This is a genomic window from Terrisporobacter petrolearius (assembly GCF_020748185.1).
GTDB lineage: Bacteria > Bacillota > Clostridia > Peptostreptococcales > Peptostreptococcaceae > Terrisporobacter > Terrisporobacter petrolearius.
On the sequence record NZ_JAHZMO010000010.1, the window covers coordinates 83,390 to 106,094 of the forward strand.

19 protein-coding genes are annotated in these 22,705 nt (G+C 28.8%); all 19 read right to left on the reverse strand.

All coding sequences use genetic code 11. The features are described 5' to 3' along the window. Nucleotides 1-93: 93 nt before the first annotated feature. Complete coding sequence (gene rho / locus K0040_RS08305; protein WP_228108467.1) at nucleotides 94-1,683, reverse strand: transcription termination factor Rho; 1,590 nt, start codon at nucleotides 1,681-1,683, stop codon at nucleotides 94-96. 400 nt (nucleotides 1,684-2,083) lie between these two features. Then, nucleotides 2,084-3,085, reverse strand: a complete 1,002-nt coding sequence (gene glpX, locus K0040_RS08310) for a class II fructose-bisphosphatase (protein WP_228108442.1) — start codon at nucleotides 3,083-3,085, stop codon at nucleotides 2,084-2,086. Between the two features lie 341 nt (nucleotides 3,086-3,426). Continuing rightward, nucleotides 3,427-4,311: a UTP--glucose-1-phosphate uridylyltransferase GalU gene (galU, locus tag K0040_RS08315; RefSeq protein WP_228108443.1), complete on the reverse strand. Its 885-nt coding sequence runs from the start codon at nucleotides 4,309-4,311 to the stop codon at nucleotides 3,427-3,429. A gap of 104 nt (nucleotides 4,312-4,415) precedes the next feature. Continuing rightward, the gene (gene pepF / locus K0040_RS08320; protein ID WP_228108444.1) at nucleotides 4,416-6,287 is read right to left on the reverse strand and encodes an oligoendopeptidase F; all 1,872 of its coding nucleotides are present in this window, start codon (nucleotides 6,285-6,287) and stop codon (nucleotides 4,416-4,418) included. 269 nt (nucleotides 6,288-6,556) lie between these two features. Then, the gene (gene spoIIE, locus K0040_RS08325) at nucleotides 6,557-8,926 is read right to left on the reverse strand and encodes a stage II sporulation protein E (RefSeq protein WP_074919695.1); all 2,370 of its coding nucleotides are present in this window, start codon (nucleotides 8,924-8,926) and stop codon (nucleotides 6,557-6,559) included. Nucleotides 8,927-9,019: 93 nt separating this feature from the next. Next, on the reverse strand, nucleotides 9,020-9,946 hold the full coding sequence (locus K0040_RS08330; RefSeq protein ID WP_228108445.1) for a Ppx/GppA phosphatase family protein: 927 nt from the start codon (nucleotides 9,944-9,946) through the stop codon (nucleotides 9,020-9,022). Nucleotides 9,947-10,075: 129 nt separating this feature from the next. Next, nucleotides 10,076-10,369, reverse strand: a complete 294-nt coding sequence (locus K0040_RS08335) for an FtsB family cell division protein (protein ID WP_148556987.1) — start codon at nucleotides 10,367-10,369, stop codon at nucleotides 10,076-10,078. Further along, complete coding sequence (gene yabQ / locus K0040_RS21280) at nucleotides 10,366-10,842, reverse strand: spore cortex biosynthesis protein YabQ (RefSeq protein WP_334302502.1); 477 nt, start codon at nucleotides 10,840-10,842, stop codon at nucleotides 10,366-10,368. The genes K0040_RS08335 and yabQ overlap by 4 nt, the downstream gene beginning before the upstream one ends. Then, nucleotides 10,842-11,096, reverse strand: coding sequence for a sporulation protein YabP (gene yabP / locus K0040_RS08345; protein WP_074919698.1), 255 nt, complete (start codon nucleotides 11,094-11,096; stop codon nucleotides 10,842-10,844). Before yabP ends, yabQ begins: the two co-directional genes overlap by 1 nt. Nucleotides 11,097-11,156: 60 nt before the next feature. Next, entirely contained in the window at nucleotides 11,157-11,399 is a 243-nt protein-coding gene (locus K0040_RS08350; RefSeq protein ID WP_228108446.1) for an RNA-binding S4 domain-containing protein, read from the reverse strand. 72 nt (nucleotides 11,400-11,471) lie between these two features. Beyond that, nucleotides 11,472-11,756, reverse strand: a complete 285-nt coding sequence (locus tag K0040_RS08355) for an HU family DNA-binding protein (RefSeq protein WP_018591954.1) — start codon at nucleotides 11,754-11,756, stop codon at nucleotides 11,472-11,474. Nucleotides 11,757-11,836: 80 nt separating this feature from the next. Next, entirely contained in the window at nucleotides 11,837-13,285 is a 1,449-nt protein-coding gene (gene yabN / locus K0040_RS08360; RefSeq protein WP_228108447.1) for a bifunctional methyltransferase/pyrophosphohydrolase YabN, read from the reverse strand. Between the two features lie 72 nt (nucleotides 13,286-13,357). Further along, nucleotides 13,358-14,971 (reverse strand): putative polysaccharide biosynthesis protein, encoded by a 1,614-nt coding sequence (locus K0040_RS08365; RefSeq protein ID WP_228108448.1) that lies wholly within the window; start codon nucleotides 14,969-14,971, stop codon nucleotides 13,358-13,360. Nucleotides 14,972-15,112: 141 nt separating this feature from the next. Further along, nucleotides 15,113-15,652 (reverse strand): stage V sporulation T C-terminal domain-containing protein, encoded by a 540-nt coding sequence (locus K0040_RS08370; RefSeq protein ID WP_074919702.1) that lies wholly within the window; start codon nucleotides 15,650-15,652, stop codon nucleotides 15,113-15,115. A 106-nt stretch (nucleotides 15,653-15,758) separates the two neighbouring features. Beyond that, the gene (locus tag K0040_RS08375; protein ID WP_228108449.1) at nucleotides 15,759-16,751 is read right to left on the reverse strand and encodes a peptidylprolyl isomerase; all 993 of its coding nucleotides are present in this window, start codon (nucleotides 16,749-16,751) and stop codon (nucleotides 15,759-15,761) included. A 16-nt stretch (nucleotides 16,752-16,767) separates the two neighbouring features. After that, nucleotides 16,768-20,160 (reverse strand): transcription-repair coupling factor, encoded by a 3,393-nt coding sequence (mfd, locus tag K0040_RS08380; RefSeq protein WP_228108450.1) that lies wholly within the window; start codon nucleotides 20,158-20,160, stop codon nucleotides 16,768-16,770. A gap of 13 nt (nucleotides 20,161-20,173) precedes the next feature. After that, entirely contained in the window at nucleotides 20,174-20,737 is a 564-nt protein-coding gene (gene pth, locus K0040_RS08385) for an aminoacyl-tRNA hydrolase (protein WP_228108451.1), read from the reverse strand. A 12-nt stretch (nucleotides 20,738-20,749) separates the two neighbouring features. Next, nucleotides 20,750-21,313 carry a prepilin peptidase gene (locus K0040_RS08390; RefSeq protein WP_228108452.1) on the reverse strand — a complete coding sequence of 188 codons (564 nt, stop codon included), beginning with the start codon at nucleotides 21,311-21,313 and terminating at the stop codon, nucleotides 20,750-20,752. A gap of 275 nt (nucleotides 21,314-21,588) precedes the next feature. Beyond that, nucleotides 21,589-22,650 (reverse strand): type IV pilus twitching motility protein PilT, encoded by a 1,062-nt coding sequence (locus K0040_RS08395; protein WP_228108453.1) that lies wholly within the window; start codon nucleotides 22,648-22,650, stop codon nucleotides 21,589-21,591. Nucleotides 22,651-22,705 lie beyond the last annotated feature (55 nt).

Sequence of the window (22,705 nt, forward strand, 5' to 3'; positions counted from 1 at the left end):
TTTTCATCTTCAACTACATCATTATATCACATGTTTTTTAGTGATACAAGGATTTTTGTATTTCTTCATCATATGATTTTAGGTTTATATTTTTTACTTAATACTTCTTATAAATTCTTCATTATTTTTTGCTTTCTTTAACGCATCGATTAAGTTATCTGTGACTTCTAATATAGAATTATTACTCATTTCTTTTCTTAATTTCCATAAAGCCGTTTTTTCTTCTTCTGTAAGTAATAAATCTTCTCTTCTTGTTCCTGACTTATAAATATCCACAGCAGGGAATATTCTCTTTTCAGCAAGTTTTCTATCTAGATGCAACTCCATATTACCAGTACCTTTAAATTCTTCAAAGATTACATCGTCCATTCTAGAACCTGTTTCTACTAATGCAGTAGCAAGTATTGTTAATGAACCACCTTGTCTAATATTTCTAGCTGCTCCAAAGAATTTTTTAGGTCCATGTAATGCTCCTGGGTCAAGACCTCCTGATAAAGTTCTTCCTGTTGGTGATATTGTTAAGTTATAAGCTCTTGCTAATCTTGTTATACTATCAAGAAGTATTACAACATCTTTTCCATGTTCAACAAGTCTTTGAGCTCTATTTAGTACCATTTCTGCTACTTTAACATGATGATTTGATACTTGGTCAAATGTTGAATAAATAACATCTCCATTAATAGATTCTCTCATATCTGTAACTTCTTCTGGTCTTTCATCTATTAATAATACTATTAATTCCACATTAGGATGGTTTTTTGCAATGCTATTAGCTACACTTTTAAGAAGTATAGTTTTACCTGCCTTTGGTGGCGCAACTATAAGACCCCTTTGTCCCTTTCCTATTGGTGAAATTAAGTCAATTAATCTAGTTGATATTTCGTTTTGACTTTTTTCAAGTGTTAGTCTTTCTTCTGGGTATATTGGTGTTAAGTTAACAAATGATTTTCTATTTATACAAGTTTCTGGATTCTCCTCATTAACTTTCTGTACAAATAGTAGTGCTCTAAACTTTTCTCCTGTTTTTGGATGTCTTGTTATACCTCTAACTTTATCCCCTGTTTGGAGATTAAATCTTCTTATTTGAGATGGAGAAACATATACGTCTTCATCTGTAGATTGATAGTTAGATCCTCTTAAGAAACCAAATCCATCAGGAAGTATTTCTAAAACTCCAACTACTTCATCATCTTTAGAAGTGTTGAACTCATTAATTATTTTAGATTCTTCAACAACTTTTGGTACATAATTACCTTTATTATTTCTCTGATTTCTATTTTCCATACTTGAAGTTTTATTATTGTTGTTGAAATTACGAGAGTTGTTTTGATTTTCTCTACTATGAGTTTTTACATAAGATCTATTATCTAATTTTTCACCAGGTTTTAAATTTTCCGTATCACTATTTCTATTAATAAATTGTTTATTTCTATCCCCACTATTATCTATATTTTCTATTCCCTGTTTTTGTTCTTTAGCCTCTATATCTCCATTAAGATATTCTTTATTTGTGCTTACTCCATTATTACTTAATATTTTCTTGTCTTTTTCATGACTATTTTTTGAGTTGCTATTAATTAACTCAATTAATTCATTTTTTTTGTATTTAGTGACTGATTTTATATCTAAGTCTTTAGCTATTTGTCTAAGCTCTGCTAAAGTCTTTTTACTCAATTCTTCCATTGTTATATTTTCCAAATTCAAAGGAACCTCCTCACATTTTATTTAAGGCCGTAATTAAATTTTAATTTTATAGGGAATATAGGGTGTGAAAAAGAAAAGTAATTTTTTTAAATATGAAATTTAATAAACTAATAATATCACTATTAAATATCATGGTCAACACGTAAAACTCCTAGTTCTTATCTTTTTTATTATTTTTACTATTATTTGTAAATTTATTCACCAAAAAACAAAAAATTTACTTTGTTTAATACACTACATAGGTCCTACTTTTAAGGTAACTAACAAGATACTTTTGTTCCATGTGTAGACGAATCCCTTCCTACCACTTTAGTAAGTTCTACTTCTACATAAAAAACATTTAAATTTATAAAAAGTGGACAGTTTGCCCACTTTTTATTTATTCCATATTATATTTTTTCATTAAATCAATAAGTATTTCATTTTTATCAAGGTTATGAGTCGCATCTACAAATCTTATTGTTCCTGTCTTTCCTCTCATTACAATAGATTCAGTTTTAGCTTTATTATCCCCCACATTTATTACACCTTTTAATAAATTTCCTTCTGTAATTCCTGTAGCAGCAAAGAATAAATCATCACCTTTAGCTAAATCTTCTAACGTTAATTTCTTTTCTATATCTTCATCAGATAGTCCCATCTCATGACATCTGTTTTTTTCTTGTTCACTCATAGGGTAAATTTGAGCTTGCATATCTCCACCCATACATTTTATAGCTGCTGCTGTTATTACACCTTCTGGTCCTCCACCGATTCCCATAAGTATATCCACACCAGTTTCTTCAAAACAAGTTGCAATGCCTGTAGCTACATCTCCATCGCCAAACATTCTTATTTGGCAACCTAATTTTCTAGCTGGTTCAATTATATAATTATGTCTTTCTCTATCTTGTGTCATTATTGTCATTTGCGTAGTTTTTTTACCTAAAGCTTTTGCTACACTTAGTATATTCTCTTCAACACTTTTATCTAGGTCTATACATCCTTTTGCTTTTGGCCCAACAACAATCTTTTTCATATATGTGTCTGGGGCATGAAGTAGGGAACCCTTTTTTCCAACAGCTATTACTGATATGGCATTTGGAAGTCCTTTTGCTATTAGTGTAGTTCCATCAAGGGGATCCACAGCTATATCAACTTCCATAGAATCCTCTGTTTGTAATCCAACCTTTTCCCCTATATAAAGCATGGGTGCTTCATCTAATTCACCTTCACCAATAACTACTTCTCCATTAATTTTCACAGATTCAAAAGCTCTTCTCATCGCTTCTACAGCAGCTCCATCCGCTCCATTTTTATCTCCTCTTCCCATAAACTGAGAAGATACTAAGGCCGCTGCTTCTGTTACTCTTACAAGTTCTAATGCTAAATTTCTATCCATTAATTTCCCATCTCCTTTATTATATTTCATAGAAAATTATATATTATATACTTATTTTAGTAAATAGTATACCACATACTATTTTATTTTTTATTATAAATATAAATATGATACACTATAATTATTTATTGTACGACCATATATAAATAATAGATTTGTTCAAATAAAAAAGCTAGTCTCAAAAGACCAGCTTTTTCCCTATAATGACGATGCTAACATTGCTATTAACGTAGATATACTTGTTAATATAAAAATTACAGCTATTCCTATTGCTAGAACTTTAGTCATTTTTTTTTGCATATTTTTAGCCATATGAACCACCTCTCTAAATTTTGTACCTATTATTTATCAGCATCTTCAAGGCTAACTTTTTTAAGATATTTCATAAAATCATCTCTTAACTCATCCTTTTTAAGAGCAAAATCTACGGTAGCTTCTAGGAAACCTAATTTGTCTCCCACATCGTATCTTCTTCCCTCAAAATTATATGCATACATAGCCTCTTTTTTAGATAGTCTTTTTAAGGCGTCTGTTAATTGAACTTCTCCACCTTTTCCTATAGGTAAATCTTCTAAGATATCAAATATCTCAGGTGTAATTATATATCTTCCTAGAATCGCAATATTCGAAGGAGCTTTATCTATATCAGGCTTTTCAACTAGATCCTTAACTTTGTAAACTCTATCTTCTATATGTTTGGCATCTATTATACCATACTTATTTACATTTTCACTTTCAACGGTTTGAACTCCAAGGATAGTAGTTCTATATTCTTCATAAGCATCCATAAGTTGTCTTAAGCACGGAACATCATTGTCTACAATATCATCTCCAAGCATAACAGCAAAAGGTTCATCTCCTATGAAACTTCTTGCACAATATATGGCATCACCAAGCCCCTTAGGTTCTTTTTGTCTTATATAATAGATGTTTATCATCTTAGATATATCTCTAACTATTTCTAGCAACTCTGTCTTTCCTTTTTGTTCAAGTTCTAACTCTAATTCTACTGATTTGTCAAAATGATCTTCAATAGATTTTTTATTTTTACCAGTTATTATTAATATTTCCTCTATTCCAGAAGCCACAGCTTCCTCAATTATATATTGTAAGGTTGGTTTATCAACAATAGGTAACATTTCTTTTGGTTGAGCCTTTGTTGCTGGTAGAAATCTTGTCCCAAGACCTGCAGCAGGTATAACCGCTTTTCTTATTTTCCTTTGCATAATGTTATTCCCTCCAATAATCTTAAAATACAATAAGTTATATTCATATTTATTTTATCATCATACTTATAGTTTTGTCATGTTTATTATTAGTTAAGCAATTGCTACTCTTCTAATAATTTTTCTAATTCATTTACAAGTTGATCAAATTTATCTATAGTATTTTTAATAGGCTTTTGACTATTTAAATCAACATTATTAGATTTTAACAGATTTAAAGGATAATCTGAACCTCCTTTTTTAAGGAAATTCAAATAATTATCTGGTCCTTTTTTAAGTATATCTTGGGCACAAGTAACAGCACTACAGCATCCTGTTGCATATTTGTATACATAAAAACTATTATAAAAATGAGGTATTCTAGCCCACCCCACCATAGATAATGGATCTACTTCAAAATCATCACCATAGTATTTTTTCAACAGCATAGACCATTTATCATTTAATACTAATGCATTTATTTGTTTATTATTTTCTGAAGTTTCATGTATATAATCTTCAAATTCAGCGTACATAGTTTGTGTATATAGTGTATTTTTTATAAAATCTAAATACATGCTAATATAATACGCTTTTTCTTTATTATTTTTTGCATTTTTAATCAAATTTTCATAAAGAAGCACTTCATTAGTTGTTGATGCTACTTCATGAGTAAAAATAGATGGAGAAGAATTATAAAAGTTTTGATTTTTAGCACTTAAATACTCGTAAACTCCATGACCAAGTTCATGAACTAGTGTAGACACCCCTCCTATAGAGCTGTTGTAATTAAGTAATATATAAGGATGATTGTCATATACTGATAAACAATATCCTCCGCTAACTTTATTTTCTTTAGAGTATACATCTACCCATCTTTCATTAAATGCCTTGTAAACTATACTTCCATATGCATCGCCTAATGGTGCCAAAGCAGAATAAACCATGCCTTGAGCTTTATCATAAGAGACAACCTCTTCACCTTCACTAACAATAGGTACAAACATATCATAATAATATACTTTATCTAAGTTTAAAACTTTTTTTCTAAGACTAACATACTTATGCAAACTATCTGTATTTTTACTTACAGTTTTTATTAGTCCTTTATAAACCTTTTCGTCTACATTATCTGAGTCTAAATACATTTGCAAAGATGAGTCATAATTTCTAACTGAAGAATAAAAAACATTTTTGTTAACCTGACCACTTAACAATCCCGCTAAGGTATTTACATTATCGTTATATGGAAGGAATTCATTTTTATAAGCTTCTACTCTTTTCTCTCTGTTATAGTCTTGCATAGCATTTTCATATTCTGCTGGAGTTATATTGGTTTTTTTGTCCATATTCCTAAATAAATCATAAATATTACTAGGTAATCCATTTATAGATGACATGTTTGATAGTATATTTTCACTTTTATCATCTAAGTAATGTTTTTTATTTCTTCTAATATCTTTTATATACATACCATACTTATTATTTATTTTTTTATCACATAGATACTTATTACAATCTTTGTCTGATAATTTAAGTATTTCTAACTCCAACTGTGATGTAATCTTCATATACCTAGAATAAGATTTTTTAATTTCCTCTGTCATGTTTAGATATTCATATGAATTTTTATTTAAATCTTTTTTTAACTTAGCATAAGCTGATAAAGAGTTTAACTTTATATCAAGTTTTTCTTTTATTCCCATACCTAAATATAAATGAGTTTTTGATTTTGTTAATTTTCCTATATAGTTTTCAAGCTCGTTCATCTCTTGATCAAATTTTTTTAAGTCTTTTGACCATGCATCGTCATTTTTATATAAGGTATATAAATTCCAACAATACTTATTATAATCAATTTCTTTTTTTGGTTTCTCTTCATCTTTTTCATCTTGTGCAAAAACTGTAACACAACCATTATAAATATTTTGTCTTGCAGTATAAATTCCAAATAACAGTAATAAAACAATTAATAGTTTTAATAACTTTCTGCCCATAAAAAGCCACCCTTTCATCAAGTTACTTAATAATAGGATGGCTTATTTTTTACAAATTATTCAATTTTGCATATTGTGCATAACAAAGACTTATCCACAATCTTATTCACATATCAACACCCTCTTTTTTAATATTTTTTAGTATTTTCAACGGTTTTATATTAACAAATTTACATTACTTCACCATATTCCTCCTATTTATCAACATTTTTTACAATCTTATCAACAAAATTTATAGATATTTATACTTTTTTGTTGATATTTATATTTTAATTGCTGACAACTTTAGTTACCAACACGGTCATATCATCATCTACCTCTCCAAGCTGCAATTCTAGAGCTCGGTCTAAAATTTGATTTGCAATTTCCTTTGGATTAGTTGTTGTTAATTTTTTTAGGAAGTATATTAGCCAATTCTCTCCAAAGTCATTATTTTTACCAGCATCAACAATTCCATCAGAGACCATTATTATAAAATCACCATTCTTTATTTTAACATTATGTCTGTCTAAATTTATTTCAGACAAAATTCCAACTGGTAGTGAAGAAGATGAAATTATATCCACATCTTTATTTTCTCTACTAATATATGTTGAGCAAGCACCCATTTTAACAGTTTCTAATCTTCCTTTTTTCAAATCAACTATACCTAAATCCAGTGTAGAAAAAATTTCTTCAGATGATTTAAGTAAAAGCATATTGTTTATTGTGTTTATGACTATCTCCTTGTCAATTTTTGCTTCCATCATGTTTTCCAAAATATCTATAGTAACAGATGATTCATCATATGCCTTTTTACCTTTGCCCATACCATCACTTATTGCCATCATATATTTGCCATCATATATTTCCATAAATGTATAATTGTCTCCACAGAATATATGACCATCTCTAGACATAGTTGCTACCTCTGTGACCACTTTAAATTTCTCAGCTTTTGTAAAAATAACCTTACAGCTTTCTCCTAAACAATGACACCCGATCTTTTGAATATCTAAAGATTCTCCTACAAAGTTAGAAATAATTTTTAATAATTTCTCATCACACAAGCAACCATCTCTGCAGTTTTTCATTTCGATGGTTATTTTAAAATCATCGTTATTTTCTTGAATATAATTAACCTTGTCCACAATTATGTTATATCTTTGTAATTCATCAAATATTTCTTTTTCCTTATCCAAATTCAACATAATATCATGATCCAAGCTTTTGGATATACATTCTATGGATTTGGATATATCTTTTATTTGTTTAGATATAACTTTTCTACTTTCACTTAGTTTCATACTCCAATCATAGTCTAGAGCATATAGTTTATAATAATAATTAGCTACTCTTACAATTAGCTCTGGTTTCATACACTCTTTCCTAAAGTTTTCTGGAATATCTCTTGTACTTATCTCACCATCCTCTATTTTTTCAATTATTTCATATATTAAGTTGTAAGTGTAATTAAATTTTGATTCCCAACAAATTCGCTGCATACTACAATATTGACATTCATCATTATGAATTAAATCAATTATTGTAGATATATCTCTTTGGTCGATTACTTTGTCTCTTTCTCTTACCTTGTCAAAAGTGTTAGCTAACTCACTATATACTCTTTGTATATTCATAAGCTTGCTATTTGTTAAGTTCTTGCTTCTTGTTATATATTCATAAACAGCTTCGTTAGAGTCCACCTTGGTTTTTACTAATTTCTCCATCTTATTAAAAAATGATTTTGGTATTAAAGAAACTATTAAACACCCTATGGCTATATCAATTATTTTTGATAAATTTGAAGTTATTCCTGAAGTATAGGAATATATTATAATCCAACTTAATAAATATCCTAATATAGAAATATATTTATTTAATTTATTAAATGCCCCTGATACAAGGCCTGCAAAAGAATATACTCCCATATATAAGGCTGATACTACGTTAGATATCATAAAACCTAAACCAACGATAACTCCACTTGTAGCACCTAAAGTTGATCCTCCAAGTATAGATGCTATAAGTATTAACACAGTTGCTAAAACTCCTCTAGCTGAAACACCAAATAAACCTATATTGCCTATACCTATAATACTAAAGGCAATCAGTAGGCTGAGGGAAACTACCTCCTCGGGACTTATGTACATCTTGTTCCTGTTATTTATCAGGAACTTTGTCCCAAATGAAAATATATATGATGAAATAAACGTGACTACAAACTCCATAAAAACTATTATAAAATCGTATATATTGTTATTACCATAATATGCTGTTTGTCCCAAAGACATAGGAAGTAATATTGCAGCCCCTAGTAAACTTATCTTGGCCACAGAATCTAATTTTTTGATCTTATTACTAAAAGCAAAAATAATAACTAAACATATACTGTACTTAGCAATAGACGATACATCATTAAATGATAATAATATGCCCAACAAAGTTGACAAAAATACTTGATATTTATATTGATCTAATTTAACAAAAAATAAGAAAAATGCTATTCCAAAGGGTGCAACCCCATCCACAATGGTAAAGCGACTAAGAAAAAATCCCAGCAGCATAAAAATTACCGTCTTTGTATTTATATATTTATTTATTTTTAATTTATTTAAATTTATACCTCTATTCTTTACAGCAGCTCCATTTCTCTCCATAAAAAATCTCCTCCTTTGTTTACTGTTTACAATGAATTATATCAAAGGGGAGAATTATATTTTGTCATAATTGGTTTTAGTATTCCTAAAAAATTAAGACATATTTTTTGAGTTTTGACACATTAAGCCTTCCAAATTATCGTACTCACTTATCATTATTTTTTCAAATTCTAACTTTTTCATTACAATATGTAATATTTTTACACCAGCTGTTATAATATCCGCTCGTTTTGGCTGTAGTCCTTTTAAGGTTTTTTTATCATTTAGTGTCATTATTTTTAAATTTTGTAGAATTTTTTCTAAATCTTTTTTTGTAACCACACTATTATGAACTTTTTCCATAGAATATACTTCTAATTGTTGATTCATGGCAGAAAGTGAAGTAATTGCTCCTCCAATCCCTACTATTTTGCTTATATTCATTGTTCTAAGCTTATCTATGGTAGATGATATGGTATCTTCTATAAAAGTTGCCATATTATTAAACTCTTCATCACTAATAGGATCTGTAGTAATAAATTTTTCTGTCATTCTTAGCGCTCCAATATTTTCACTTTTACAAAACTTGATTCCTTTCTCACTTCCAACTATAAACTCTGTAGAACCACCACCAATATCTATTACTAATATATCTTCTTTTTTATTACCTTCTGTACCTTGCAGCACACCCATAAATCCTAAATTTGATTCTTCTTCTCCACAAATTATTTTAACATCTATATCTGTTAATTTTTTTGCCTCATTAACGAAATCTTGTCCATTTTTACTATCCCTAAGAGCTGATGTTCCCATGCAATATATCTTCTCACACTTTTCCTCCTTACATTTATCAGAAAACTCTTTAAGAGCTTTTAAGTTTCTTCCTAATGCATCTTTTGTAATATACCCTTCTTGATCAACTCCTTGCCCTATTCTAGTTGTATTTATATACTTCTTTCTATTTTCTATTTTATTATCTTGGAAATCTGCAATTAATAATCTCATGGAGTTTGTGCCAATATCGATTGTTCCTGTTTTCATTTTTATCCTCCTTAGTCAAAATTCGCTTTGCTCATATAGCCAGCAAGATGCCTTGGCTATCGCTTCAGGCAACTCTGTTGCTCAAATTTATAACTTATAATAATATATTATAAACGAAAAAGAGATAACTTAGTTATCTCTTTCACTGGAATCCACATATATTATTTCATTTGATTTAATCATACCAAGCTGCTCTCTTGCCGCTGATTCTAAATCATTACTTTTACAAATTTTTTCTAACTTACTTATTTCCTCTTTAGTATCTTCTATCTGGTTGTTTATTTGTGCTATCTGGCCTTTATACTCATTTATTTTTCTTATCTGAAATATAAATCCAGTGATGATACTAAACACTAAAAAAAATACAAATAAACTTAGAATCATATACTGACCCATAAATCTTTTTAACATTTTTATCTTCATGCACCTACACCCTTTTTCTTTTTTCTTTTTCTATTAGTTGATAAAAGTATACTCGGTATATAACAAATAATATCAAAAATAAGGTGTATTGAATAGATAATAATGTAATACAAATTATTTAAAAAACCGACTATGTAATGTATAGTCTTTTTGAATAAGCTTGTTATAAAACAAATTATTTTATTAAACATGGTAAAAATATATTTACTTATGGTGTTGTAATATAAGATAAAACCTAGAAATAAGGCTACAAAATGATAATATCTTAAGTCAAATCTTTCTAACAAATTGATAGTTGTAAAAATTACAATTGTTATTAGTATCCAAAATATAACATCAAAAACAAAAGATATTTTCTTTACTATTTTAAAATTTACCCTTAATGCTCTATAAAAATCAAATAATAGACCTATTGCTATTCCACCATAAATAGTAAGGTAAAACACACCCATGTCTCTTACAAAGAATTCCATTATTTAAATACCTTTTTTAAAAATTTTTCTTCAGGTTTTTTCTCTTTGGCATAATTTATAGAGTTTACAGTACCTTCTACACTTATTATACTTTCTTCTAGATTTAGCTTATTCATATCCAAGCCTTCACCTTCAACAATAAGTCTTCCTGCTGAAGTTAAAAGCTCAACCCTTTTATCATTAAAAGAATATATATGATCTACTCCTGATATAACTAGACTAGACCTGTTTTTTAAACTTATATTATGTTCCATCATATCCCCCCAGTATATATAAATTACTCCTAATATAAATATACTGAGGTTGTGTAAATATTATTCTACTATCTCATACATTTCCTTCGCTTCAGCCTTAAGAACATGTTCTTTTATTTCAGTTATTTTAAACTTCATTACTTTTTCTCCAAAAGTAATTTCTAATATGTCACCTGTATTCACTTCTGAAGATGATTTTGCTTGTTTTCCATTTATAATCACTATGCCTTTATCACAAGCTTCTTTTGCCACTGTTCTTCTCTTTATTATTCTGGATACTTTTAAAAATTTATCTAGTCTCATATGACCTCCTTAGTATGCAGAAAAAGTGTGGGAATCCCACACTTTTATCTATTATAATCTCTATTTATATTCTTATTTGTTTATAGCTTCTTTTAAAACTTTTCCAGCTTTGAATACTGGAGCTTTTGAAGCAGGTATTTCTATAACTTGTTGTGGGTCTCTTGGGTTTCTTCCTTGTCTAGCAGCTCTTTCTCTAGTTTCGAAAGTTCCAAATCCTACTAATTGTACTTTTTCTCCTCCAACTAATGCTTCTTCAACTGAAGCCATAAATGCATTTAATGCATCCTCTATTTGTTTTTTAGTTAATTCTAACTCACTTTTTTCTGCCATTTTTGATACTAATTCAGCTTTATTCATTATTTTTACCTCCTAAAATGTGTTAATATAAAACTCTTTTCTTGTAAGTTCTATATATTTATGAAATTTCCTTCTATTATTTATTGAAATTTAGCCTTTTCCCATAGTTTATCCATCTCTTGTAATGTCATTTCTTCCAATGTCTTATTCATTGCTTTAGCATTATCTTCTATAAACTTAAATCTTTTTATAAATTTCTTACTAGTTAAGTTTAATGCTTCTTCCGGATCAACTTGTAAAAATCTTGCTAAATTTACTATTGAAAATAATAAATCGCCTAACTCTTCCTTTATGTATTTTATATTCCTTGATTTACATTCGTCAAGTAGTTCTTTGTATTCTTCTTCAACTTTTTTACAAACATCGCCAATATTATCCCAGTCAAATCCTACTAGGGCGGCTTTATATTGTATTTTTTCTGCTTTAGTTAGAGCCGGCAAATACTGAGGAATCCTTTGTAAGCCCTCTGTTACACTGGTCTCACCTTTCTCCTTCTTTTTCAGTTCTTCCCATGTTTTATCAAATTTATTCATATCTATATCAACATTTTCAAAAACATGAGGATGTCTATGTATTAATTTGTTACAAATACTACTTGATACGTCTCCTAGGTTAAAGAATCCTTCTTCTTCTCCTATTTGACAATGGAATATAACTTGCAAAAGTACATCTCCTAATTCTTCAATTAATTCATCAATATCATCGTTGTCAATAGCTTGTACCACTTCATAAGCTTCTTCTATTAAATATCTTTTTAAAGACTCATGAGTTTGTTTCGCATCCCATTCACAACCTGATGGTCCTCTAAGCTTTTTCATTATATTTTGTAGATCATGAACTTTATTATATAATTTTTTATCGCTTTTGGGTATATATAAGCTTGTTAAATAACTAAAAAGTTCAGGCTTTCTATCAAGTTCAAATAATTTTACATATGTTTTATTTTCTAAGTTTTTTATTCCTGCACCATTTACTATACAAATTTCTTGTTCATCATCATAATGTTCCATTAATTTTAATTTAACATTTGATGCAATAAAAGAATCATATATTTGCGTTATTATAGTATTTGTACTTGTGTCTATATAAGACTCTTCTAACTCAAAAGCATCTAATAGTTTAAATCCTTCTGCTGGGTCTACTCCTAGATAGTTGTACATGGCATCTACAAAGCTCATAGACGGTATTATATCCAGTTCTAGGTTATTTGCTATACATAAACCCTCTATAATGCCTACAGTCTTTTCTGCAACGCGAGGATGACCTGGAACTGCATAAACTAAGTCTTCATTTTCACCCTTTTCTACTATAAATTTTGCAATTTGTCCATATACCTCTTCAAAATTATCTTCTTTTTCATAAAAATAATCTAGAGTAGTATATTGAATTTGTTCTTGTAACTGTTCTACTGTTGGATGTTTCTTAGTTCTTAAATAAACATTAGAACTAGAACTTAATGCTTCTAATGCACCTTGGCTAATTAATGAATAATCTCCAGGTCCTAGTCCTACAATAGATATTTTTCCCATTTTATTATCTCCTATATATGAATAATAAGATCACAACTTAGTATAACCCTATCATTCATTTATATATTTTTTCTATTTCATAAGTTTAAGTTTTCTTAAAATTGAGTAGATTTTTTCACCTTTTGGCATAGTTAAAATTTCTTCTTTCCTAATTCCACCTATTCCTAGTAAAACTAAACCATAAACAAACCCACCAATAGCTATTGAAACTAAAGTTGATAATGAATTTCCTAAGAATCCTACCATAAGTCCATATGATAATTTAACAACTACATACATTGTTATAACTGTTATCATCGGTTTTATAATAAACTCTTTTGGTGATAATCTTAATTTTAGATGTCTCTTTATGTATATGAACTCTATTATAGATGCTACTGCATATGCTGATAAAGTACCTACTCCAGAACCTATTATATTTATTGATGGTATCCCTGTTAATACATAACTTATTACAACTTTAAACACCATACCTATAGCCAACGCTATAACTGGCATCATAGGTTTTCCCATACCTTGTAGTATTCCATTTTGTGCATATATTAAACCTAAAAATACTGCACAAGGAGACACTACAAATAACATAGTTCCAAGAGTTGCTGGTTCAGCTGGATATAGTAATTTCATTATTGGCCCTGCAAGAGCTGCAAATCCAAATGTAGCTGGTAAAGTAACTAACAATATAGTTTTTAACCCTGTCTTAGCTTCTTTCCTTACTCTTTTCATTTGTTTTAATGCATAAGCTTCTGAAATAGACGGTACTAAACTCATTCCTATAGCTTGATCTATAACTACAAGTAAGTTTACAGTTGATATCGCCATTCCTGATAATTGGCCAAGTAAAGAGTTTGCTTGTTTTATATTAAATCCGGTTTCTGTAAGCCTTCTTACTACTATTACACTATCCACCATATTTACTAAAGGCATTACACATGCACCAATACTTATAGGTATAGCAACATATAATAATCTTTTTAATATAGTACCCGTACTTTCAAGCTTTATATGCTTACTTTGAGCTATTTCAGCTTTTCTAGATTTACTGCCTCTTAAATATATGTAAATTAAAAATACAGCAGATGCAAATCCACCTATTGCAGCTCCTAGTACTCCACCAGCAGCTCCCATTTGTTCTCCAAAGTTTTTCATAAGCATATATGCCAATAATAATCCCAATACTACCCTGAAAAACTGTTCAATTATTTGAGAAACAGCTATTTTAGACATTTCTCTTCTTCCTTGGAAATATCCTCTATAAGAAGACATTAAAGGAACAAATAGTAAAGCAGGAGAAATAGCAATTAACGCTGCGTATGATCCACTATTTTTCAATAGTACTGTAGATATAAAATCTGCACCAAAGAAAAAAAATGAAAATGATATCAATCCAGTAATAAATAAGACTGTATATGATATTTTAAATGTTTTATTAGCTCCACCAAAATCTCCTACAGCTCTTTGTTCTGAAACTAGTTTCGCAAGTGCTGTTGGAAACCCTGCTGTAGCTAAGGTTAAGAACAAAGTATATACTGGATATACCGCTTGATAATATCCTAATCCCGTTGACCCTATTATGTTACCAAGAGGAATCCTAAAAAATGCACCCATTATCTTAACGATTATACCTGCCATTCCAAGTATAAGCGCACCTTTTAAAAACGATTCTTTCTGCGCGTTATTATTCATAACTTACCTCCATATCATTTATATAACAAACTTTAATATATCACATCTTTATAAGTATATTCAATAATTTAAAATTTTTTAACTATTTAGAAAACAAATTTTTTAAATACTAAAGGCCCTTAATATAAGGGCCTTTAGTATTTATTGTACCTGCTTTCCTAAAAAGCTAGTTGCAATTTTAAGAATTTTTTCTATATCTTCAGAAAAAACTTCATTATCTTTTGTAACTACTGAAATTGAACCTATGCAGTCTCCTGAATCACTTATAATTGGCATAATAATTTGACCGCTATATGGAGTAGAATCATCTTTGTATAATGGTATCATTTTATTATCATTAGCATGCTTAACTACTCTATTTTCAATTAATTGTTCTAATTCATTACTTATACTTTTTTCTTTATAGTCCTTTTTAGGTAATTTAGATACAGCTATTATAGAATCTAAATCTGTTACTACAACACCTTGTCCTAGTATTTCTCCTAATGTTTCAGCATATTCTTGTGAGAATTCATTTAATTCTCCAATTGGAGAGTATTTTTTAAGGATTACTTCTCCGTCTTTAGCTGTAAATATTTCTAGAGGATCACCTTCTCTTATTCTAAGGGTTTTTCTAATCTCTTTAGGAATAACAACTCTTCCTAGGTCGTCTATTCTTCTAACTATTCCTGTCGCTCTCATTTATTAATTAATCCCTCCATTACTGTCTTTATATGTATATATTTTTACCATTGATAAGAAAAATATACAAAAAAAGCTATATCCTTAATTAGATATAGCTATTATATTAAAATTTAGCAGTTTTTACAACATCTTCTTTTTGTTCTATCTTAGAATCTTTTTTTAGTTTTTCAACATATTCAGTATATTTTTGACCCGCTAGTGTAGTCTTTATTTTATCTTTTACATTATTATAAGTTTCTTGTTTATCTATCCTACCCGTAACTTTTATTATGTGATAACCATATTCAGTTTCTACTATATCTGATATTTCACCTTTTTTCATGTTAAAAGCAGCTTTTTCAAATTCAGATACCATTTGTCCTCTACCGAAAGTACCTAACTCTCCTCCATTTGATGCTGATGAATCCTGAGAGTATTTTTTAGCTACCTTTGCAAAATCTTCTCCTGATTTAACCTTTGCAAGGGCTTCTTCTGCTTTCTTCTTAGCTTCTTTCTTTTTCTCCGCTGATAATTCTTTGCCTTCACTGTCTTGAGTTTTTAGTAATATATGAGAAGCTGTTACAGTGTCAGTATAAAAGCTTTTTTTGTTATCCTCATAGTATTTTTTCATCTCAGTTTCTGATATTTTTGTATCTTCTTCAAATTTTTTTTGCAAATTAGTATTAGCTAAATCTCTTGTAAATTGGAACTTAAGAAAATCTTCATTTATTCCCATTTTTTTAAGTTGTTCTTGGTACTCACTATTATTTTTTGTACTTTCATTGAAACTATTTATTTGATCTTGCACTTGCTTATCTGCAGGTATAACCTTATCTTTTTCTGCTTGTTGATAAATAACCTCCGATGAAATCATAATATCTAAAATAGTATCTTTAAATTCATCTTCATAAGTCTGTCCTTTTTCATTTTTAGTCTTCCAGTACGATTCATCTGGAGATGCTCCCATAGAAGACTTATATAGTGCCAGTTCCTTCTCGTAATTTCCTAAAGTTATATTTTGTCCATTTACTATGGCCACTGCTTTTTTATCCGCACTACATCCTATTAATGATATTGTCATCATTAAGCACAGAATAAAAGTAAATATTTTTTTCATAAAACACCTCTCCAAATCAATTATTTATTTTTAGCATTTTTTCTAATAGTTCTTCTAATTCCTTAACTATTTTATATCCTATTGTTTCTTTAGTTTTGTATCTAGTTAAAGGACTTAAAATTATTTCATCCTTAACTTGTCTTACTTTTTCTATTTTAAGTTTTTTGCACATAGATTTTATATAAGCAATGTTTAATAATGTTTCTACAGGTTTAGGAATATCAGAAAATCTATCTTCCAGTTCATACTGAACTTCTGTTAAATCTTCTTTATTTTCTATACATGCAATTTTCTTATACATTTCTAATTTTATTAATTCATCGTCAATATAATAATCCGGAATATATGCATTAACACTTAAATCAATTTCAACTTCCACTTCTTCAACTATTAGTTCTCCCTTAACTTTTCTTATAGCATCATTTAACATTTTAACATATAGGTCATATCCTATAACTGCCATATGACCATGTTGTTGAGATCCCAATATATTTCCTGCCCCTCTAATCTCCAGGTCTCTCATAGCTATTTTAAACCCTGATCCAAATTCTGTAAACTCTTTAATGGCTTTTAATCTTTTTTCTGCTACTTCACTTAAAACTTTATCCTTTTCATACATTAAATAAGCATAACCTTGTCTAGAACTTCTTCCAACCCTACCACGTAATTGATATAACTGTGCTAGACCCATTTTATCTGCATCATAAATTATCATTGTATTCGCGTTAGAAATGTCCATACCTGTTTCAACTATTGTTGTACAAACTAAAACATCATATTCCTTATTTAGGAAATCAATTATAATATTTTCAAGCACTTTTGGAGTCATTCTCCCATGAGCCACTGCAACTCTAGCGTCTGGAACTAATTCTTGTACTTTTGCAGCCATCCTCTCAATACCTTCAACTCTGTTATATACAAAGAATACTTGACCTCCTCTAGCTACTTCTCTTTCCACTTCATCTTGTATAATACTTTCCTTAGCCTCAGTAACATAAGTCATAACCGGATGTCTTTCTTGCGGTGGATCTTCTATAACACTCATATCTCTAATTCCACTAAGGGACATATGAAGAGTTCTTGGTATAGGTGTTGCTGATAAAGTTAATACATCTACAGTATTTTTTATCTTTTTTAAGGACTCCTTATGCTTAACACCAAATCTTTGCTCTTCATCTATAACTACTAATCCTAGTTTAGGTAGATTTATATCTTTTGAAACGATTCTATGAGTTCCTATTAATATATCAACTAAGCCTTTTTTTGCATCTTCTATAATTTGTTTTTGCTGTTTTGGTGTTTTAAATCTGCTTAAAACTTCTACTCTGATTGGATAATTCTCAAACCTTTCTTTGAATGTATTGTAATGCTGCTGAGCAAGAATGGTAGTTGGAACTAATACAGCAACTTGTTTATTATCCATACAAGCCTTAAAAATAGCTCTAATCGCTACTTCCGTCTTTCCATACCCAACATCTCCACAAACTAATCTATCCATTACTTTTGATGATTCCATATCTTTTTTAGTTTCTTTTATGGCTTTTAATTGGTCTTCTGTTTCTTCATGAGGAAATAAATCTTCAAATTCTTTTTGCCAAAGGGTATCTTTTGAAAATTTAAATCCTTTGACTTTTTCTCTTTTTGCATAAAGCTCAATAAGGTCTTTTGTCATATCTTCTATTTCTCGTTTAACCTTAGCTTTTGCTCTAGTCCATTCACTTGTTCCTAATTTATTTAATTTGACTCTTTCTACATCTGCACCAATATATTTTTGTACCTTATCCATTTGATCTATGGGTACATAAAGATTATCTCCACCTTGGTAAATTATTTTTATATAGTCTTTTTTAATTCCATTTACTAAAACTTGTTCTATTCCAGTATATCTACCTATACCACTATTTTCATGAACAACATAGTCTCCTATATTCAAATCTAGGAAAGAGTCAATTTTTTTTCCATTTTTATTTTTATTTTTTTTCTTCTTTGTTGAAGTTCTTTTTTGAACTCCTATTATTTCATTATCTGTAATTACTATAAATTTAATTGATTTATATTCAAAACCTCTACGTATATTTCCCGGGCAAGTAATTATTTGGGAAGATTTAATTTCAACATCTCTGTTCTTAGATATTATTGTTTCCACATTGAACTCAATCAAGTCCTTACTTAACTTCTTTGCTCTTTCTAAAGTACTTGTCACTAATACAACTTTATTTCCGTTATATTTTAATCTGTTTAAGTCTTCTGCTAAAAGTTCTAACTTACCATTATATGGTGATATTTCCCTGGATTCAAAATTAATAATTCTCTTTATATTAAACTCATTTATTTGTCTTGTTAATAATGTATTTAATAGAATAGATCTATTTTCTATAAGATAGCTTAAATCATTATAAGTATAAATTAACTTACCCTGGTTTTTTAGAGCTAGTCCCCTTTCCAAGTTTAATTTATAATTATCTTTAAACTCATTAAAGTAATTTTCACACTTTTCCTTAAGTCTTGTAATATCTTGCGTAAAAATTACTGCATCTTCATTTAAATAAGTAAAAATGCTTTTGTTTTCTTGAGGATAAATATAATCAATATAATTTTCTATTCCTTCAAAATAGGTTTTACTTGAGATTTTATCAATATTTGAAATAGCATCTTCATCTGTATTGTCATTAATTTCTTTTTTTAAACTTTTTACTATTTTATCCAATTCCGTAGGATATATAAACTCTCTTGATGGAGTTATTACAACTTTTTTTATTTTTTCTATAGACATTTGTGAAAACACATCAAAAGTTCGTATAGAATCTACTTCATCGTCAAATAATTCCATACGAATAGGGTTAGTGTACTCTAGAGAAAAAATATCTATTATTCCACCTCTTATACTAAATTGACCAAATCCCTCAATTTTAGAAACTCTTTCATATCCTAAATTAACAAGATTATTGGTTAATTTTTCTATATCAATAACATCTCCAACTTTATAAGTAATTATATTGTCTATTAATACTTTTTTTGGTATATATTTTCTTAAAACAGCTTCAGCAGAAGTTACTGTAATAACCTTTTCTCCTTTAGCCAATTTAAACAGTGTTTTTAATTTTTTTGCTTCTTCGCTTCTGTCCTTTGCATCTAAATGATAAAAGTAAATATCTTGACTTGATAAATATTCTACCTTTCCTTTCATATAGCCTTCTAAATCCTCATAAACTTTTTTTGCTTCTAAATCACTATTGGCGATAAAAAGGATTTGTTTTTTTAATTCTTTAAATATGGAATAAGCTATATGCGGCTTTTGCATAGGTAATAAACCATTAACTAAGGCTGCACCATCACTTTCCTCAATATAGCTTATAATTTCCTTATATTCATTTAAATTCTGCAAAGGATATAATAATACATCCTTCATAATAGCCTCCTAATTATTTTCCATTAAATTTATTCATTGATAAATCTATATCTTCTCTAATAATACAATCTATAGCTTTAATAGCTTTTTCTAGACCGTCCTTTAAATCTCCTTCTTCTTCCTTGCTAAATCTAGAAAGAACAAAACTTGCTAAATCTCTACCTGGTTCTGGCTTAGAAACTCCAACTCTAACTCTTGGAAAATCTGTTGTTCCTAAACACTTAACAATAGATCTCATTCCATTATGAGTCCCACCGCTACCTTTTTTTCTTATTCTTATTTTACCTACATCTAAATCTATATCATCGTATATTACTACAATGTTACTAGTTTCTACTTTGTAAAAATTATATATCTCAGCTAAAGATTCTCCACTAAGATTCATATAAGTTACAGGCTTTACAAGAACAACCTTTTCAGCACCTACTCTTCCTTCTCCTATTAAAGCTTTATGCTTCATTTTAGTTACACTTATACCATATTCATCTGCTAAAATATCTATTACATTAAATCCTATGTTATGTCTTGTATTCTCATATTGTTTACCTGGATTTCCCAGACCTACTATTATAAACATTTTTATCCTCCTTTATAGATTTCTACTTAGAATGTCAAAATATAAATTAATTATATCTTTTTGTGTTAATATTATCAAAATTGTTGCTAAAGATATAAATGGTGTAAAAGGAATTGATGATTTTATAGATTTTTTCTTTCTTAAAAGTATATACCCTCCATAAATACTAGCTAACATAAACGATAAAAATATCATATATAAGCTATATTCTTGTCCAAGGACAAAAGCACAAAGCCCATAAAAACCTATATCACCATCTCCTAGTGATTTTGTTGCTTTTGCCAAAATATACGATAGGACCATACCTATAAATAATCCTTTTATATTACTCATTGAACCTCCAATTAGCTGATTGTCCAATAAAAAAATAACACTCTGCATAATTATACCACTAAGTATTGTTATATCATATACATAAGTTGTTCTCAAATCAATTATTGAAACCATTGTTAAGAAAGGAATTAATGCCATATAACTTATGCTTTGTATGCTTAGCTCATACTTAGTATATATTAAAATAGGTATTATCATGTTTGGTAAAAATATTAATATTTTGTTCGTTAGATTTTTATCCATATAGTTATCTAATCCATAGACTATTCTTTCTGAAATATAGGATAAAATCATAAAAATTATTACTATTGTTAAATATATCATTATTTTATTTTTTAAATAAATAATAGTATGGTTTTATTTCCCCAATATTCATAAATATTAAATACTACTTCTTTTAATATTTTTCCTTTTATTCTAGGAATATTTAATATTATAGTTTTTTAGCCTTAAATTTAAATACCAATTAATCAAAATTGTGTAGTCTTGTAAACGCTTAGAACGTGCGTCTAAAGTGTTTAGTATCTATCTCCAACTAATCTACAAGTATATTCGTAGTCTGTACATCTACTAAGCGCACTATGCTTTGATATCTTTCCTTTCATATATAAATTAACTAATTCTTGATCCATAGTTTGCATTCCATATTTGCTTCCTGTCTGTATAATATTTTGAATTTGATAAGTTTTATTTTCTCTTATTAAATTTCTTATAGCTGGATTTGACACCATAACCTCCATAGCTACAACTCTATTTTTTCCATCAATAGTCTGCAATAACTGTTGAGAAATAACCCCTTCACATACTGTGGATAATTGAGTTCTAACTTGCTGCTGTTGCTCTGATGGAAACATATCTACTATTCTATCTATTGTTTTAGCTGCCCCGATAGTATGAAGAGTAGAAAACACTAAGTGACCTGTTTCTGCTGCTGTTAGTGCTATAGAAATAGTTTCTAAATCTCTCATTTCTCCTACAAGAATAACATCTGGATCTTGACGAAGTATTGCCTTTAGGGCAGAGTTAAAGCTTTCAGTATCTTGTCCTATTTCTCTTTGATTTACTAAGCTTTTCTTATGTTGATGAACGTATTCTATTGGATCTTCTAAAGTTATAATATGTCTTTGTTGATTTTTATTTATTATGTCTATGAGACTAGCAAGTGTCGTACTTTTACCACTTCCTGTTGGCCCTGTAACTAATACTAGCCCTTTATGCTTTTCTGTAAAATTTTTAAGGATATCAGGCAATCCTAAATCATCGAAAGAAGGGATTTGAGAAGTAATAGCTCTTATTGCAATAGCATAACTTCCTTTTTGTTTATAAGCATTTACCCTAAATCTTTCTCCACTTTCTACAGCTACAGAAAAATCACATTCACCATATTTTTCAATTTTTTTAAAGTTTTTATCTCCAGCAATTTCTTTTGTCATCTTTTCTGTATCATGCTTTGTTAGTATATTTTGTGTTAATTTTGTAAATGTTCCTTTTGCTCTAGCAACTGGCATACTGCCTACTGTAATATGTATATCTGATGCCTCAAGTTCTATTGCTATTTTTAATATATCAAATATATTCATAACCTACTCCTTGTAATTATTTAAATCACCATGTTAATTCCTCCAAATTATATAA

What these genes read in the sequence shown, in the direction of transcription:
- K0040_RS08375 (WP_228108449.1), bottom strand. Translation starts at nt 16,751, where the DNA reads ATGAAAAAAATATTTACTTTTATTCTGTGCTTAATGATGACAATATCA.
- pepF (WP_228108444.1), bottom strand. Translation starts at nt 6,287, where the DNA reads ATGGGCAGAAAGTTATTAAAACTATTAATTGTTTTATTACTGTTATTT.
- K0040_RS08365 (WP_228108448.1), bottom strand. Translation starts at nt 14,971, where the DNA reads ATGAATAATAACGCGCAGAAAGAATCGTTTTTAAAAGGTGCGCTTATA.
- rho (WP_228108467.1), bottom strand. Translation starts at nt 1,683, where the DNA reads ATGGAAGAATTGAGTAAAAAGACTTTAGCAGAGCTTAGACAAATAGCT.
- yabQ (WP_334302502.1), bottom strand. Translation starts at nt 10,842, where the DNA reads ATGGAATTCTTTGTAAGAGACATGGGTGTGTTTTACCTTACTATTTAT.
- K0040_RS08355 (WP_018591954.1), bottom strand. Translation starts at nt 11,756, where the DNA reads ATGAATAAAGCTGAATTAGTATCAAAAATGGCAGAAAAAAGTGAGTTA.
- spoIIE (WP_074919695.1), bottom strand. Translation starts at nt 8,926, where the DNA reads ATGGAGAGAAATGGAGCTGCTGTAAAGAATAGAGGTATAAATTTAAAT.
- K0040_RS08390 (WP_228108452.1), bottom strand. Translation starts at nt 21,313, where the DNA reads ATGGATAAAAATCTAACGAACAAAATATTAATATTTTTACCAAACATG.
- K0040_RS08370 (WP_074919702.1), bottom strand. Translation starts at nt 15,652, where the DNA reads ATGAGAGCGACAGGAATAGTTAGAAGAATAGACGACCTAGGAAGAGTT.
- pth (WP_228108451.1), bottom strand. Translation starts at nt 20,737, where the DNA reads ATGTTTATAATAGTAGGTCTGGGAAATCCAGGTAAACAATATGAGAAT.
- mfd (WP_228108450.1), bottom strand. Translation starts at nt 20,160, where the DNA reads ATGAAGGATGTATTATTATATCCTTTGCAGAATTTAAATGAATATAAG.
- K0040_RS08330 (WP_228108445.1), bottom strand. Translation starts at nt 9,946, where the DNA reads ATGAAAACAGGAACAATCGATATTGGCACAAACTCCATGAGATTATTA.
- K0040_RS08395 (WP_228108453.1), bottom strand. Translation starts at nt 22,650, where the DNA reads ATGAATATATTTGATATATTAAAAATAGCAATAGAACTTGAGGCATCA.
- glpX (WP_228108442.1), bottom strand. Translation starts at nt 3,085, where the DNA reads ATGGATAGAAATTTAGCATTAGAACTTGTAAGAGTAACAGAAGCAGCG.
- galU (WP_228108443.1), bottom strand. Translation starts at nt 4,311, where the DNA reads ATGCAAAGGAAAATAAGAAAAGCGGTTATACCTGCTGCAGGTCTTGGG.
- K0040_RS08335 (WP_148556987.1), bottom strand. Translation starts at nt 10,369, where the DNA reads ATGAAGATAAAAATGTTAAAAAGATTTATGGGTCAGTATATGATTCTA.
- yabP (WP_074919698.1), bottom strand. Translation starts at nt 11,096, where the DNA reads ATGGAACATAATATAAGTTTAAAAAACAGGTCTAGTCTAGTTATATCA.
- yabN (WP_228108447.1), bottom strand. Translation starts at nt 13,285, where the DNA reads ATGGGAAAAATATCTATTGTAGGACTAGGACCTGGAGATTATTCATTA.
- K0040_RS08350 (WP_228108446.1), bottom strand. Translation starts at nt 11,399, where the DNA reads ATGAGACTAGATAAATTTTTAAAAGTATCCAGAATAATAAAGAGAAGA.